General features: G+C 74.6%; 10 protein-coding genes. 5 read left to right on the forward strand and 5 right to left on the reverse strand.

All coding sequences use genetic code 11. From position 1 onward, the window contains the following. Nucleotides 1-88 precede the first annotated feature (88 nt). The 3 genes from JOE63_RS16065 to JOE63_RS16075 are packed head-to-tail and all read right to left on the reverse strand — an operon-like array spanning nt 89 to nt 2473. Nucleotides 89-628: a hypothetical protein gene (locus JOE63_RS16065; RefSeq protein ID WP_087469477.1), complete on the reverse strand. Its 540-nt coding sequence runs from the start codon at nt 626-628 to the stop codon at nt 89-91. An 8-nt stretch (nt 629-636) separates the two neighbouring features. Continuing rightward, nucleotides 637-1644 (reverse strand): electron transfer flavoprotein subunit alpha/FixB family protein, encoded by a 1008-nt coding sequence (locus JOE63_RS16070; protein ID WP_204542579.1) that lies wholly within the window; start codon nt 1642-1644, stop codon nt 637-639. A gap of 13 nt (nt 1645-1657) precedes the next feature. After that, the gene (locus JOE63_RS16075) at nt 1658-2473 is read right to left on the reverse strand and encodes an electron transfer flavoprotein subunit beta/FixA family protein (protein WP_204542580.1); all 816 of its coding nucleotides are present in this window, start codon (nt 2471-2473) and stop codon (nt 1658-1660) included. A 204-nt stretch (nt 2474-2677) separates the two neighbouring features. Here JOE63_RS16075 and glgX point away from each other — a divergent pair, with 204 nt between their 5' ends. The 3 genes from glgX to JOE63_RS16090 all read left to right on the forward strand — a co-directional run bounded on the left by glgX (nt 2678) and on the right by JOE63_RS16090 (nt 8096). Further along, nucleotides 2678-4936: a glycogen debranching protein GlgX gene (gene glgX / locus JOE63_RS16080; RefSeq protein WP_204543784.1), complete on the forward strand. Its 2259-nt coding sequence runs from the start codon at nt 2678-2680 to the stop codon at nt 4934-4936. A gap of 63 nt (nt 4937-4999) precedes the next feature. Further along, entirely contained in the window at nt 5000-6754 is a 1755-nt protein-coding gene (locus tag JOE63_RS16085; protein WP_204542581.1) for an FAD-binding dehydrogenase, read from the forward strand. A gap of 85 nt (nt 6755-6839) precedes the next feature. Next, nucleotides 6840-8096 (forward strand): hypothetical protein, encoded by a 1257-nt coding sequence (locus JOE63_RS16090; RefSeq protein WP_204542582.1) that lies wholly within the window; start codon nt 6840-6842, stop codon nt 8094-8096. Between the two features lie 33 nt (nt 8097-8129). On the opposite strand, the gene JOE63_RS16095 is transcribed toward JOE63_RS16090, so the two are convergent. Continuing rightward, nucleotides 8130-9032: a hypothetical protein gene (locus JOE63_RS16095; RefSeq protein ID WP_204542583.1), complete on the reverse strand. Its 903-nt coding sequence runs from the start codon at nt 9030-9032 to the stop codon at nt 8130-8132. 286 nt (nt 9033-9318) lie between these two features. Next, nucleotides 9319-11919: an alpha-glucan family phosphorylase gene (gene glgP / locus JOE63_RS16100; RefSeq protein WP_204542584.1), complete on the reverse strand. Its 2601-nt coding sequence runs from the start codon at nt 11917-11919 to the stop codon at nt 9319-9321. A 169-nt stretch (nt 11920-12088) separates the two neighbouring features. Between glgP and JOE63_RS16105 the strand changes: the two genes are divergently transcribed. Then, complete coding sequence (locus JOE63_RS16105) at nt 12089-14194, forward strand: alpha-1,4-glucan--maltose-1-phosphate maltosyltransferase (RefSeq protein WP_204542585.1); 2106 nt, start codon at nt 12089-12091, stop codon at nt 14192-14194. After that, on the forward strand, nt 14191-15984 hold the full coding sequence (gene treS, locus JOE63_RS16110) for a maltose alpha-D-glucosyltransferase (RefSeq protein WP_204542587.1): 1794 nt from the start codon (nt 14191-14193) through the stop codon (nt 15982-15984). Before JOE63_RS16105 ends, treS begins: the two co-directional genes overlap by 4 nt. The last annotated feature ends 45 nt before the right edge of the window (nt 15985-16029 follow it).

The raw sequence follows: 16029 nt of genomic DNA on the forward strand, positions 1-16029 counted from the left end.
CCGGAGGACACCGGGTGAATTCTCGGCACCGGCTGTCCGCCCGCCGAGCGGCCGGCCCTCGGGGGCGCCGGGTCGGTGGGTGGCGCTGTCAGGCGCGCGCCAGCGTCCCGGCGACGACCGTCAGGACGGCGCCCGCGACGAAGACCCCGGTGCACGCGCCACCGACCACCCGCGCGACGCGCAGGGCCGTCGGCGCCGGCCCCTCGCCGGGGTCGAGCAGCCCCAGGAACGCGGAGCCCGTGGACGAGCGGCGGAACGGTACGTGGAACTGCCGCACGTCGTGGTCGGTCAGGGGCGGCGGGGGCTCGTGCGCGAGCGCCGCCGCGGCACGCCGGTCGCGCAGACGGCCGACCTGGAGCACGTAGAAGGCGAGGGTCCCGTACTGGCTGAGGTAGAAGAGTCCCAGCGCGAGCACGGTCGTCCCGAGGCAGGCCACCGCGAACGTCCCGGAGAACCGGAGCACGGCGATCCCGGCCGCGGTGACGGCGGCTCCGAGCAGCAGCCACCACGGCAGGGCCGCCCACGCGCCCGAGTGGTCACCCTCGTACGGCGACACCGGCCGCACCGGCCGGCTCGAGTCCGCGAGCTGGTCGGCGAGGGGCGACCTGTCCTCCTCCCACCAGGCCATCAGAGCGGTCAGCCCTGCGACGACCGGTGCTCGCGCAGCACCTCGGCCGCCTGCGGCAGCACGTCCGCGAGGTCGCCGACGACCGCGAAGTCCGAGATCTCGAACAGCGGGCACTCCGGGTCGTTGTTCACCGCGACGATGACCTGAGACGCCTGCATGCCGCCGCGGTGGTGCGGGGCGCCGGAGATGCCCGCGCCGATGTACAGGCGCGGGGCGACGGTGACGCCCGTCTGTCCGACGAACTGGTCGTGCCAGCCCTCGTAGACGGCGTCGCGCGTCGCGCCCACGGCCGCGCCGAGCGCGTCGGCGAGCTCGGTGACGGGACCGAAGTCGCCGTTCGTGCCTCGGCCCCCCGCGACGACGATCGCGGCCTCGCCGAGCGCGGGGCGACCCGCGCCGGCCGACTCGTCGACCGTGCGGGACACGACGCGCGCCGCGGTCGCGGCGGGCGAGAGCTCGAGGCGCAGCGCACCGACCTCGGTCGCCACGGCGACCTCCGCGGGCTGCGGGACGACGGAGTTCGCCCGCAGCGTGAGCACGGCGGGGTCGGTGACGATCTCGCTCCGCACGTCCCAGGACCCCGCGAAGACGCGCTTGTCCGCGACGAGGTGCGTGCCGCCGTCGGTCAGCGCGGACGCGTCGACGACGAGGCCCGCCTCGGTGAGGAACGCGAGGCGCGCGGCCGCCTCCTTGTTCGGGAAGGACGACGTGAGCAGGACGGCGTCCGCGTCGGACGCGCGCGTCGCGGCGGCGAGGACCTCGGCCACGACGGGCGTCAGGTGCAGCGCGTCGCCGGTCACGACCTCCCCGCCCGACGACGGCTCGGCCTGGCGCACGAGCGCGACGCCGTAGGCGCCGAGCTGGGCGAGCACGTCGACGCTCGGCGCCTCCAGCGCGACGGCCTCGACACGCCCGAGCGAGCGGCCGACGGTGATGAGCTCCAGCACGGGCGAGCGCAGCTCGGTGCCGGCGGAGTCGAGGAGGACGAGGACGGTACGGGTCCCGGGGGTGCTCATGTGCGGACGCCTCTCAGACCAGGTCGTTGCGGATGAGGAACTCGGCCAGGGCGCGCCCGCCCTCGCCCTTGTCGACGACGATCTCGGCGTCGGGGCGCGGCGGGCGGGGCGACGCGTCGGTCACGCGCGAGCGCGCGCCGGCGTCGCCGACGAGCGCCGGGTCGACGCCGAGGTCGGCGAGGCTCCACGCCTCCACCGGGCGCGTGCGCGCCGCCATGATGAGCTTGAAGTTGGGCATGCGCGGGTCGTTCGCGTGGTCCGTCACGGACACCACGGCGGGCAGCGGCGCCTCGAGGACCTCCTCGACGCCGTCGAGCTCGCGCGTGACGCGAGCCGTCCGAGCGCCGGGCTCTCCCTCGACCTCGAGCTTCCCCGCGAGCGTGAGCTGCGGGAGCCCGAGCTCCGCCGACAGGAGCGCGGGGACGACCGAGCCGAGCCCGTCGAGCGCGGCCATGCCCGTCACGACGACGTCCACCGGGGCCTCGTCCGCGAGGCGGCGCACCGCGGCGGCGAGCACGCGCGCGGTGCCGAAGTAGTCGGAGCCCGCCACGGCGTCGTCGCTCACGCGCACCCCACGGTCCGCGCCGAGCTGGTACGCGCGGCGCACCGCGCCGCCGGCGTCGGGACCGGCCACCGTGAGGACGATCACCTCGCTGGTCTCGCGCTCCGCCTCCGGCAGCGCCTCCTTGAGGCGCAGCGCGGCCTCGACCGCGTTCTCGTCGAGCTCGTTGAGCGTCCCCTCGTCGGCCCGGCGCACGACGCGCCCGCCCTCGAAGCCCCGGTCCGCGTGGATGTCCGGGACGTACTTCACGGCGACGACGATCCGCATCGGCTGCTCTCCCTGTGCGCTGGGCGATCGGCCGGAGAGGTTCCCGGCCCGCTCGGGGAAGCCTACCGGCGGGCGGCGGGACGAGCCGGTGACACCCGCCACAATGGACGGGTGCACGTGCCCCCCGACCCGAGCCCCGTCCCCCCGGCCAGCGGCGATCCCGCGCTCCCGGTCGCGCCGGGACGCGTCGACCGGCACGCTCTCGTGCCGCCGCTCGGCGTCCGCGTCGCGGGCGGCGGCGTCGACGTCGCCGTCCTCGCCTCGCACGCGACCGCCGTCGAGCTGTGCCTCGTCGACGTCGTCGACGCGGCGCTGCCCGCCCACGACCCCGCCCGCTACCGCGAGCGCCGCGTCCCCCTCGCCGGGCCGGCGTACGGCGTCTGGCGCGCCCACGTCCCGGGCGTCCGCCCCGGGCAGCGCTACGGGTTCCGCGTCCACGGCCCGTGGGACCCCGCCGCCGGGCTGCGGCACAACCCCGCGAAGCTCCTCGTCGACCCGTACGCGCGCGGCCTCGTGGGCGAGCTGGTCGCCGACCCGGCGATCCACGGCCAGGTCGGGAGCGACCCGTACGGCCCGGCGGACGCTCGCGACTCGCTGCCGTTCGTGCCGCACGCGGTGGTCGTGGCCGAGCCGACGGGGAACCTGGCACCCCGGCCGCGCGTCCCGTGGCGCGACACCGTGGTCTACGAGGCGCACGTGCGCGGCCTCACGCAGCGGCTCGAGGCGCTGCCGGAGCACCTGCGCGGCACGTACGCGGGCGTCGCGCACCCCGTGACGATCGAGCACCTCCGGTCGCTGGGAGTGACGACGGTCGAGCTCCTGCCCGTGCACGCGAACGTGCCCGAGCCGCACCTGCTCGCGAGCGGCCGCACCAACTACTGGGGCTACTCGACGCTCGGCTTCTTCGCGCCCCACGCCGCGTACGCGACGCGCGCCGCCCAGGACGCCGGCCCCGGGGCGGTCCTGGACGAGGTGCGGGGGATGGTGCACCTGCTGCACGAGGCAGGGATCGAGGTGCTGCTCGACGTCGTGCACAACCACACGTGCGAGGGCGGTGCAGACGGCTACCACCTGTCGTGGCGCGGCCTCGACAACGCCGGGTACTACCTGCACGACGGCGGCGCGCCCGCGCGTCTCGCGGACGTCACCGGGACGGGCAACTCCCTCGACTTCCGGCGCCCGGCGGTCGTGCGCGCGGCGCTCGACTCGCTGCGGTACTGGGCGGACGTCGTGGGCGTCGACGGGTTCCGGTTCGACCTCGCGGTCACGCTCGGGCGCGGCTCGGCCGGGTTCGACCCCGACCATCCGTTCCTCGTCGCGCTCCAGACCGACCCGGTGCTGTGCGGGCTCAAGTTCGTCGCCGAGCCGTGGGACGTGGGGCCGGGCGGCTGGCGGACCGGGCAGTTCCCGCCCCCGCTCGCCGAGTGGAACGACCGGTTCCGCGACGCGGCGCGCCAGTTCTGGCTCGCCGACGCGCGCGAGGCGTCCCACGGGCGGCCCGGCCACGGCGTGCGCGACCTCGCGACCCGGCTCGCGGGCTCCGCGGACCTGTTCGGCCACTCCGACCCGCCGCTCCTGCGCGGGCCCGTCGCGTCGGTGAGCTACGTGACCGCGCACGACGGCTTCACGCTCGCCGACCTCGTCGCGTACGACCACAAGCACAACCTCGCGAACGGCGAGGACAACCGTGACGGGACGGACGACAACCGGTCGTGGAACCACGGTCTCGAGGGCCCGGTCGTGGCCCCCGACGCGCGGGCGGGCGGCGGCGCCGGGCTCGACGCGCTCGGGCTGGGAGTGGAGATCGCGCCCCTGCGCCGCCGGTCGATCCGCAACCTCCTCGCGACGCTCGTCCTCGCCGCCGGCACCCCGATGCTCACCGCGGGCGACGAGATGGGTCGCACCCAGCGCGGCAACAACAACGCCTACGTGCAGGACGACGCGACGTCGTGGGTGTCGTGGGACCTGTCACCATGGCGCCAGGACCTGCTCGCGACCACGCGGTACCTGCTCGGCCTGCGCCGCACGCACCCCGCGCTGCGCCCCGACACGTTCTTCACCGGCCGGCCCCGCCCGACGGACGCAGCGACGCAGCGGGGGACGGACGGTGCCGGCGTGCCCGACCTGGTCTGGTTCGACGCCGACGGCGAGCTGCTGGACCACGCGGCGTGGCACGACCCCGCCGTCCGGACCCTGCAGATGCTGCGGACCGCGCCCGAGCCCGGCGACGCCGACGTCCTCGTGGTCGTCGTCGGCGCCCTCGACCCGGTCGACGTCACGCTCCCCGGCGTGCGCGCGGCCTCGCGCGGCGACGCCGAGCGGTGGGACCTCGCGTGGGACTCCGACTGGGAGCACCCCGACGACCGGGACCGCACGAACGGCGACGGTACCGCCCGCGCGGGCGACGTCGTCGGGCTCGAGGCCCTGAGCCTGCGCGTCTACGTCTCCACCCCGCCGAGGTAGGCGCGTGGTCGCACGCGCCCGCCGGGGCCGCACGGGTCTGGACACGTGCTCTACTCTTCCCGCATGAGTGACAGCGCGGTCGACTCCCCTCTCAGCTCTCCCTCGATCGAGGATCCCGAGGTCGTCGTCGTGGGGGCCGGCCTCGCCGGGCTCGTCGCGGCGACCGAGCTCACCGCGGCCGGGCGGCGCGTCGTCCTGCTCGACCAGGAGCCGGCCGCGAGCCTCGGCGGCCAGGCGTGGTGGTCGTTCGGCGGCCTGTTCCTCGTGGGCTCGCCCGAACAACGGCGCATGGGGGTCACCGACTCCGCCGAGCTCGCGTTCGACGACTGGCTCGGGTCCGCGCGGTTCGCGCCCGGCGCCGACCGCGGCGAGGGACCCGACCGCCACGGGTACGCGTGGGCGCGCGGGTTCGTCGACTTCGCCGCGGGCGAGATGCGCGGCTGGCTGCACGACAAGGGCGTGCGCTGGTTCCCGCTCGTGCAGTGGGCGGAGCGCGGCGGGTACCCCGTGACCTCGGGCGCCGACGGGACGGCGGCCGGGGCGCACGGCAACTCCGTCCCGCGCTTCCACGTCACGTGGGGCACCGGGCCGGGCATCCTCGAGCCGTTCGTCCGCGCCGCGCTCGACGCCCGGGCGGCCGGGCTGCTCGACCTGCGGTTCCGGCACCGCGTCACGTCGCTCGTCGTCACGGACGGCGCCGTGACGGGCGTGCGTGCGGAGGTCCTCGCACCGTCGGACGTCGAGCGCGGCGCACCGTCGTCGCGCGACGTGGTCGGCGAGGTCGAGATCGCGGCGAGCGCGGTCGTCGTGACGTCGGGCGGGATCGGCGCGAACCACGAGCTCGTGCGGTCCCGGTGGCCCCAGTCGGCGGGCCGCCTGCCCGCCCGGATGCTCTCCGGCGTCCCGGACTCGACCGACGGGCTCATGATCGGCGTCGCCGCCGACGCGGGCGGCGCGCTCGTCCACGAGGACCGCATGTGGCACTACCCCGAGGGCATCGCGAACCACTCCCCCGTGTGGACGGACCACGGCATCCGCATCCTGCCCGGCCCGAGCTCGCTGTGGCTCGACGCCGACGGCAACCGCCTGCCCGCGCCCCTCTTCCCCGGGTTCGACGCGCTCGGCGCGCTCCAGCACGTGACCGAGCGCGGCGACGACCACTCCTGGTTCGTGCTCAACAAGGCGATCATGGAGACCGAGTTCGCGCTGTCGGGCTCCGAGCAGAACCCCGACCTCACCGGCAAGGACGTCAGGCTGCTCGCACAGCGCGTGCTGCCCGGCGCCGTCGGGCCCGTCGCGCGGTTCGCCGAGCAGTCGCCCGAGTTCGTCTGGGCCGACACGCCCGAGGAGCTCGCCGCGGGGATGAACGCGCTCGTCGACGCGACGCCGGGCTCGCGCGGTCACGTCGACGGCGAGGCCCTCGCCCGCATCGTCCACCTTCGTGACGAGCAGGTGCGCACCGGCCTCGGCAAGGACCCCCAGGTCGTCGCGACGGCGATGGCGCGGCGCTACCGCGTCGACCGGCTCATCCGCGTCTCGCCCCCGCGCCCGCTCACCACGCCCAAGGACGGACCGCTGCTCGCCGTCCGCCTCTCGGTGCTCACGCGCAAGACGCTCGGCGGGCTGTGGACCGACACGTCCGCGCGCGTGCTGCGCCAGGACGGCACCGTGCTGCCGGGCCTCTGGGCCGCGGGCGAGGCCGCCGGGTTCGGCGGCGGCGGCGTGCACGGCCACCGCGCGCTCGAGGGCACGTTCCTCGGCGGCTGCCTCTACTCGGGCCGCGTCGCGGGCCGCTCGCTCGCGGCGGAGCTCGGCTGAACCCACGCGAGACAGCACCTGGTCGCTGGGAGCGGGCTGTCGTCGTCCGTCGCGCGAGGTGCGACGGCCGGTAGGGTCACCGAGCATGAGCGTGCACGACGACGCGTCCCGACCCGGACGACCCGCCCTCACCTCGGGTACGGGACCGGTCGGGCACGGCGAGCCGGCCGGGCCGGGCGTCGTCCAGGAGCCCGGCCCGGAGCCGGAGACCGGCCCGTCCGACGTCGCTGCGTGCGAACGCGTCTTCCGCCGCAACGGGCTCCCGCTCCTCGTCGAGGGTCACTCCGTGGACCGTGACGTCTTCGGTCGGTCGGCACCGTTCCTGCTCGTCGTGCTGCTCGCCGAGCTCACCGGCGCCCTCCGCTCCGGCTGGCCCGCCTGGGCGAACGCGCTCGCGCTCCTCGGCGGCGCCGCGATCGTCGCCGGCGCCTACGCGGGACTCAACGTGCTGCGCGGGCGCGCGTGGTCGACCCTCCCCCAGTCGGTCGGCGTGCCCGAGCTCGCGTTCTTCGTGCTCGTCCCGGCGCTCCTGCCGCTCGTGTTCGGCGGGCAGTGGGACGAGGCGCTGCTCACCGTCGTGGGGAACCTGGTGCTGCTCGGGGTGTTGCGCGTCGTCGTGGGGTACGGCGTGCTGTCGTCGCTGTGGTGGGGCCTCGCGCGCGTCACGGACGAGCTCGGCGCCGCCCTCCTACGGCTCGTGCGGCTGCTCCCGCTGTTGCTGGTGTTCTCCCTCGTCCTCTTCTACAACGCCGAGGTCTGGCAGGTGTTCGACCGCACGCACGGGGTCGCAGACCTCGTGCTGGGCGCGTTCTTCGCGCTGCTCGTCGTGCTGTTCGTCGCGCTGCGCTCCCCGGGCGAGGCGCGCGAGGCCCTCGCCGAGACGGCTGCGCGGCTGCCCGGGCACGAGCGCGCGACGCGCTTCAGCCGCGGCCAGACGGCGAACCTCGCGACGATGATCGCGAGCAGCCAGCTCCTGCAGGTCCTCGTCGTGAGCCTCGGCATGGGCGTGTTCTTCATGGCGCTGGGGACCCTCACCGTGACGCCGGAGGTCATGGCGCTGTGGGACGTCGACGGCGGCACCTGGCAGCAGACGCTCTCGCTCGCAGGCGGCGGCGGGGTGGGCGGTGCGGACCTCGTCGTCACCCAGACGCTCCTGCGCGTCTCCGTCGCCATCGCGACCTTCACCGGCCTCTACTACGCGATCTCCGTGCAGGTCGACGCGGTCTACCGCGAGGAGTTCGTCGACGGCATCGAGACCCAGCTCGCCGACGTCGTCCGCACCCGCACTCGCTACCTCGCCCTCCTCGACACCCGCGAGATAGAGCCTCCGGTCGTGAGATAGAGCTCCGCGAGCCCTACCTCGCTGCGGGAGCCTCTATCTCGTGGAACGTCGCGCGAGCGCGGCCCGGATCCGGCGAACGAGGACGTCGGGTTCCGCGAGGTCGTTCCACGTCACCCGCAGGACGAACCACCCGGCCTCCGTCAGGGCGTCGTGCCTGGTCTTCTCCGCGAGCAGGCGGCCCCGCGGGTCGCCGTACTCGCCGCCGGAGTACTTGACGGCTCCGTCGAACTCGACCGCGACGCGGTACGTCGCCCACGCGACGTCCAGCCGGTACGTGCCTCGCCAGGTCGTCACCGCGAGGTTCGGCTCGGGGTGCGGGAGGCCCGCGTCGACCACCAACCAGCGCACCACGCTCTCGCCCGGCGACTCCGACCGGGGATCGGCCTCGGCGACGACCCGACGTGCGCGCCGGACGCCACGCCCACCGGCGGCCGCGTCCAGGACGGCCGTGACCTTCCGGACGTCAGCCCCGGCACGGAGCCCCGAGTCCGCGACCACGACGCCTGCCGTCGGGTCGAGCGAACGAGCGCAGTCGACGATCGTGCGCTCCAGCGAGGTGATCGGCAGACCGTCGAGCTCGCAGCGGTCGCTCTCGGGCAGCGCCGTCCAGTGCCTGCGGAACCCCGAGTCGGTCCGGCGCACGGACGGGTTCCCGAGCTGCGTCACGTGGACCTCGTCCTCGAGCCGCCAGGTCCACAGCCCGTGCAGGACTGCGGCGGTCGAGTGGCTGAACCAGTAGTCCGTCGTCAACCGTCCCGCGAGCGCTACCGCACGCGCGACGACGGCGTCGCGCCGACGCTGCGCCGGCGGAGCCCCCGAAGCCGGCGGGGCCGCGTAGACACCCCGACGCACCCGGACGAGCGTGCCGCGGCAGACCCCGGCCGCGATCTCGGCGCGCCGCTCTGCCGAGAACCGGACCACCGACGGCAACGGCACGGAAGCACGCGCATCGTCGTCTCGCCCGGGCGGGCGCCGCGTGTCCCGGGGACGACTCGCCGTCCGACGTGTCTGCACGACCTCGTGCTCGTCCGTGCTCATGGGCACAGACTGGCCGAGCACGCCGGCCGCAGCCAGGGCCGGCCACGAACCTGTGGACAACCGTCGACCGCGTGCGGCGGGCTCGTCCCGGCCACCGGCTCCCACGAGGTAGAGCCTCCGGTCGCGACGTAGAACACCGGGTGTTCTACGTCGCGACCGGAGGCTCTACCTCGGCGGGGGTGCGTCAGGCGTTGGCGACGAGGCCGAGCTCGGCGACGCTGGGGAGGCCGGCGTGCGTCGGGACGACGCGCACCGTGTAGCCGAACGGGCCGGACGCGTCGAGCACGACGTCGCCGGCGAACGCGTAGCGGCCGGCCTCGTACGTCTCGGCGAGCGCGAGCGGCTCGGCGGTGAACTCCTCGATGACGTCGGCCTCGCTGACGCGGCCGTGCACGACCTGCACCTGCACGTCCTCCGGGCGCAGGTCGCCCAGCGAGACGTACGCGCGCACCGTGAGCCGGTCGCCGACCTGCGGCACCTCGCCGATGCCGGACGAGTCGACGTGGTCGACGCGCACGCGCGACCACCCGGTCCGCACGGACTCCTTCCAGTGCGCGAGCTCGCGCGCGGGGGCGAGGCCGTCCGCGGCGAGCGCCCGACCGGCCGCCGCGGCGGGCGCGTACAGGCGCGTGACGTACTCGCCGACCATGCGCGTCGCCTGGACCTTGGGGCCGAGCGTGGAGAGCGTGTGCCGCACCATCTCGAGCCACCGGTCGGGGACGCCGTCGGCGGTGCGGTCGTAGAAGCGCGGCGCGACCTGCTGCTCGACGAGGTCGTAGAGCGCCGACGCCTCGAGGTCGTCGCGGCGGTCGGGGTCCTCGACGCCGTCGGCGGTGGGGATGGCCCAGCCGTTCTCGCCGTCGAACCACTCGTCCCACCACCCGTCGAGGATGGACAGGTTGAGGCCGCCATTGAGCGCCGACTTCATGCCGGACGTCCCCGACGCCTCCAGGGGCCGCAGCGGGTTGTTGAGCCAGACGTCGCAGCCCGGGTAGAGCGACTGCGCCATGGCGATGTCGTAGTTGGGCAGGAAGACGATGCGGTGGCGCACCTCGGGGTCGTCGGTGAAGCGGACGAGCTGCTGGATGAGGCGCTTGCCCTGGTCGTCCGCGGGGTGCGACTTGCCCGCCACGACGAGCTGCACGGGGCGCTCGGGGTGGAGCAGCAGCGCCTTGAGGCGCGCGGGGTCGCGGAGCATCAGCGTGAGCCGCTTGTACGTGGGCACGCGCCGCGCGAACCCGATGGTGAGGACGTCGGGCGAGAGCACGTCGTCGACCCAGCCGAGCTCGGCCGGGGTCGCGCCGCGCTCGCGCCAGGACTTGCGCACGCGGCGGCGCGCCTCGTCGACGAGCCGGCCGCGCATCTCGCGGCGGATCGCCCACAGCTCGCCGTCGCTCACGCCGCCGTCCCCGGCACCGCGCAGCCAGCCCGACGACGCGTCGGCGGCGGTGAGCTCGTCGAGCCCGAGCCGCTCGGACTCGAGGGCCGCGAAGGCGGGGTCCACCCACGTGGGCGAGTGCACGCCGTTCGTCACGGACGTGATGGGGACCTCGCGCGCGTCGAACCCGGGCCACAGGCCCTCGAACATGCCGCGCGACACCTCGCCGTGCAGCAGCGAGACGCCGTTGGCGCGGCCGCCCAGGCGCAGGCCCATGACGGCCATGTTGAAGACGGTCGGGTCGCCGCCGTCGTAGTCCTCGGCGCCGAGCGCGAGGACCCGCTCCACGGGCAGTCCGTCCACGGCCATGTCGCCGCCGAAGTACTGCGTGACGAGGTCGCGCCCGAACCGGTCGATGCCGGCCGGGACGGGCGTGTGCGTCGTGAAGACGGTCGCGGCGCGCACGGCCTCCAGGGCTTCGTCGAACGTGAGGCCCTGCTCGACGAGCTCACGGATGCGCTCCACGCCGAGGAAGCCGGCGTGCCCCTCGTTGGTGTGGTAGACCTCCGGTGCCGGGGCGCCCGTGAGGCGCGACCACAGGCGCAGCGCGCGCACGCCGCCCACGCCCAGCAGGAGCTCCTGCTGGAGGCGGTGCTCCCCGCCGCCGCCGTAGAGGCGGTCGGTGACCTTGCGCGCGGCCTCGTCGTTGCCGGGCACGTTCGAGTCGAGCAGCAGCAGGGGGACGCGACCCACGGCTGCGACCCACACGTGCGCGTGCAGCGTCCGACCGCCCGGGAGGGCGAGGGAGACGCGCGCGGGCGTGCCGTCGTCGTCGCGCAGCAGGGTCAGCGGGAGCCCGTCCGGGTCGAGCAGCGGGTAGGTCTCGACCTGCCAGCCGTCGCGCGTGAGGGACTGCTTGAAGTACCCGGCGCCGTACAGGAGCCCGACGCCGACGATCGGCACGCCGAGGTCGCTCGCGCTCTTGAGGTGGTCGCCCGCGAGGATGCCGAGGCCGCCGGAGTACTGCGGCAGCACGGACGTGATGCCGAACTCGGGCGAGAAGTACGCGATCGCGGCGGGGAGCGGGTCGCTCTCGTCCTGCGAGGCCGCCTGCTGCTGGTACCACAGCGCGTCGTCGAGGTAGTGGCGCAGGTCGGCCGCCGCCGCGCGCACGCGCTCGACGAACGCGCCGTCGGCCGCGAGCTCGGCGAGGCGCTCCGGGCCGAGCGCGCCCAGCAGGGCGACCGGGTCGCCGTGGACGGACGCCCACGCCTCGGGGTCGATGCCGGCGAACAGGTCGCGCGTCGGGGCGTGCCAGGACCAGCGCAGGTTGTGGGCCAGCTCGTCCAGGTCGCGCAGCTCGGCGGGCAGCAGGGTGCGGACGGTGAACCGTCGGATCGCTCTCACGGGGACGAGACTACGCAGGCCGAGGCCGGTGCACACCCTCGCGGTGTCACGCGCACGTCACGCTTGCGTGAACTTTCACCCCGGCGTCACCTCCGCCGCACGCCCCTCCTCGCGACGCGCCGACCGCTCCCAGGTGCCCGCCCCCCGCGGGCCTCGATACGTTGTGCGTGTGACGTCGACCCCTCCGGCCCCCGCGCCGCACCGCGCCCCCGCGACCACCCCCCGTCCTGCGCCGTCAGCCCCGATCGGCCGCATCCCCGTGCTGGACGTGTCCCCCGTCGTCGAGGGTGGCCGGTGGCCCTCGAAGGCCGTCGTCGGCGAGATGGTGCCGGTCGAGGCGACCGTGTTCCGCGAGGGGCACGACGCCGTCGCCGCGACCGCCGTGCTCGTCGCCCCCGACGGGACCGAGCGCACCGCGCCGATGATCGACGTCGCGCCCGGCCTCGACCGGTTCCGCGCCACGCTGCACCCCGACGCCCTCGGGGACTGGTCGCTGCGCGTCGAGGCGTGGAGCGACCCGTACGGCACGTGGTCCCACGACGCGACGATCAAGATCGACGCGGGCGTCGACGTCGACCTCATGCTGGCCGAGGGCGTCCGGCTCTTCGAGCGCGTCCTGGCCGACGCCGTCCCTCTCCCGGGCGCGGACGGCACCCCGGGCACCCGCTCCCCCGAGGACGCGCGCACGCTCGCCGACGCGGCCGCCGCCCTCGCCGACGCGAGCCGCCCCGCGCAGGCCCGCCTCGCCGCGGCGACGTCGCCCGAGGTGCGCGACGTCCTGCGTCGCGCGCCCCTGCGCGACCACGTGACGGCGTCGGCCACGTACGACCTGCGCGTCGAGCGCCCGCTGGCGCTCGCGGGCGCGTGGTACGAGATGTTCCCGCGCTCGGAGGGCGCGCGCCGGCTCAAGGACGGGCGCTGGCGCTCGGGCACGTTCACAGCCGCCGCCCGCCGCCTGCCGGCGATCGCCGCGATGGGCTTCGACGTCGTCTACCTCACGCCCGTCCACCCCATCGGCACGACCCACCGCAAGGGCCGCAACAACTCGCTCACCGCGCTCCCGGGCGACCCGGGCAGCCCGTACGCCATCGGCTCGAAGGACGGCGGCCACGACGCGATCCACCCCGAGCTCGGGAGCGACCGCACCTTCCGCGCGTTCGTCAAGGAGGCGCGGCGCAACGGCCTCGAGGTCGCGATCGACCTCGCGCTCCAGTGCTCGCCCGACCACCCGTGGGTCACCGAGCACCCCGAGTGGTTCACGACGCGCGCCGACGGTTCGATCGCGTACGCCGAGAACCCGCCGAAGAAGTACCAGGACATCTACCCGCTGAACTTCGACAACGACCCCGAGGGCATCTACGCCGAGGTCCTGCGCGTCGTCCGGGTGTGGATCGACCGGGGCGTCACGGCGTTCCGCGTCGACAACCCGCACACCAAGCCGCTCGACTTCTGGGAGTGGCTGCTCGCCGAGGTGCGCGCGACGAACCCCGAGGTGGTGTTCCTCTCGGAGGCGTTCACCAAGCCCGCGATGATGCACACGCTCGCGCGCATCGGGTTCCACCAGTCGTACACGTACTTCACGTGGCGCAACACCCGCGACGAGCTCGCCGAGTACCTCGAGGAGGTCTCGGGCGAGGCGGGCGCGTACATGCGGCCGAGCTTCTGGCCGACGACGCACGACATCCTCCCCCCGTACCTCCAGCACGGCGGGGTGGCCGGGTTCGCGGTGCGCGCGGTGCTCGCCGCGACCGGGTCGCCCACGTGGGGGATCTACTCCGGGTACGAGCTCGTGGAGAACGTGCCCCGCCCGGGCGTCGAGGAGCAGATCGACAACGAGAAGTACGAGTACAAGCCGCGCGACTGGGCGCTCGCCGAGGAGATCGGGATCTCGACGCTGCTCGCGCGGCTCAACGAGGTCCGCCGCGACCACCCCGCCCTGCGCCAACTCCGCAACCTCACCGTGCACCCGACGACGAACGACCAGGTGCTCGCGTTCTCGCGCCACCTGCCCGCCGAGCACTCGCCGACCGGCGAGGCGGACACGGTCGTCGTCGTGGTGAACCTCGACCCGCACTCCCCGCAGGAGTCGAACGTGCACCTCGACCTCGCGGCCCTCGGGCTGCCCCCGCTCGCCGACGGGCAGGACCCGTGGGCGCCGTCGTTCGTCGCGCACGACGAGCTGTCCGGAGAGAGCTACGGCTGGGGCCAGGACGTGTACGTGCGGCTCGAGCCGATGCGCCAGGTCGCGCACGTCGTGCACGTGAGGCCTGCATGACGTTCCCCCGCGACGCGTCTCCGGTCCCCGTGCGGGGACCCGCCGCCGGCCCGGCCCCCGTGCCGCCGATCACCGCGCCCGTCCCGGTCGCGGCGCTCCCGCCGCGCCGCCAGCCGACGGCGCCCGTCGACGCGCGCCCCGGCCTGTCCGACGACCCGGACTGGTACCGCACGGCCGTGTTCTACGAGGTGATCGTCCGGGCGTTCTCCGACTCCGACGGCAGCGGGACGGGCGACCTGCGGGGCCTCATCGACCGCCTCGACTACCTCCAGTGGCTCGGCATCGACGCGCTGTGGCTGCCGCCGTTCTACCCGTCGCCCCTGCGCGACGGCGGCTACGACGTGTCCGACTACACCGCGATCGCGCCGCAGTACGGCTCGACGTCCGACTTCGCGGAGCTCGTCAGCGAGGCGCACGCGCGCGGGATGCGCGTCGTCATCGACCTCGTCATGAACCACACGAGCGACCAGCACCCCTGGTTCCAGGCGTCGCGCGCCGACCCCGAGGGCCCGTACGGCGACTTCTACGTGTGGAGCGACGACGACACGCGCTACCAGGACGCGCGCATCATCTTCGTCGACACCGAGACGTCCAACTGGACCTTCGACCCGGTGCGGCGCCAGTTCTTCTGGCACCGCTTCTTCTCCCACCAGCCCGACCTCAACTTCGAGAACCCGCGCGTCGCCGACGCGATGCTCGACGTCGCGCGGTTCTGGCTGCAGATGGGGGTCGACGGGTTCCGCCTCGACGCGGTGCCCTACCTCTACGAGGCCGAGGGCACCAACTGCGAGAACCTGCCGCAGACGCACGAGTTCCTGCGCCGCGTGCGGCGCATGGTGGACGCCGAGTTCCCGGGGCGCATCCTGCTCGCCGAGGCGAACCAGTGGCCGCGCGAGGTCGTGGACTACTTCGGCACCTCGGACGAGCCCGAGTGCCACATGTGCTTCCACTTCCCCGTGATGCCCCGCATCTACTACGCGATCCGGGACCAGCGCGCCAACCAGGTCCTGGAGATCCTCGCCGACACGCCCGACATCCCGCCCGGCGCGCAGTGGAGCACGTTCCTGCGCAACCACGACGAGCTCACCCTGGAGATGGTCTCGACCGAGGAGCGCGCGTCGATGTACGGCTGGTACGCGCCCGACCCGCGCATGCGCGCGAACGTGGGTATCCGGCGTCGGCTCGCTCCTCTGCTCGACAACTCGCGCAAGGAGGTCGAGCTCGCCCACGCGCTCCTGCTCTCCCTGCCCGGCAGCCCCTGCCTGTACTACGGCGACGAGATCGGCATGGGCGACAACATCTGGCTGCCCGACCGCGACTCGGTGCGCACGCCCATGCAGTGGACGCCCGACCGCAACGCCGGGTTCTCCACCGCCGACCCCGGCAAGGTGTACCTGCCGCTCGTCCAGTCGCTCGTGCACCACTACGGCTACGTCAACGTCGAGGCGCAGCTCGAGCAGTCGACGTCGTTGCTGCACTGGGTGCACGGCATGCTCAAGGTCCGGCGCCGGCACAAGGCGTTCGGCACCGGCGACTTCGTCGCGCTCGACTGCGACAACGACTCGATCCTCGCGTTCCTGCGCCGCACGCCGACCGAGACGATCCTGTGCGTCGCGAACCTCTCCGCGACCGCGCGGTCGGCCGCGGTGCACCTGCCCGGCCACGCCGGGGCGACGCTCACCGACGTGTTCGGCGGCGCGCACTTCCCCGCCGTCGACGACGACGAGCGCGTCGTCATGACGTGGGGCTCGCGCGACTTCTACTGGCTCGTGGTGCGTGACCCCGCCTGAGCGCGGCCCCTCCCGGTCCTCGTGCGGCGGGCGCGACGGGCGCGT

The organism is Cellulosimicrobium cellulans (assembly GCF_016907755.1).
GTDB lineage: Bacteria > Actinomycetota > Actinomycetes > Actinomycetales > Cellulomonadaceae > Cellulosimicrobium > Cellulosimicrobium cellulans_D.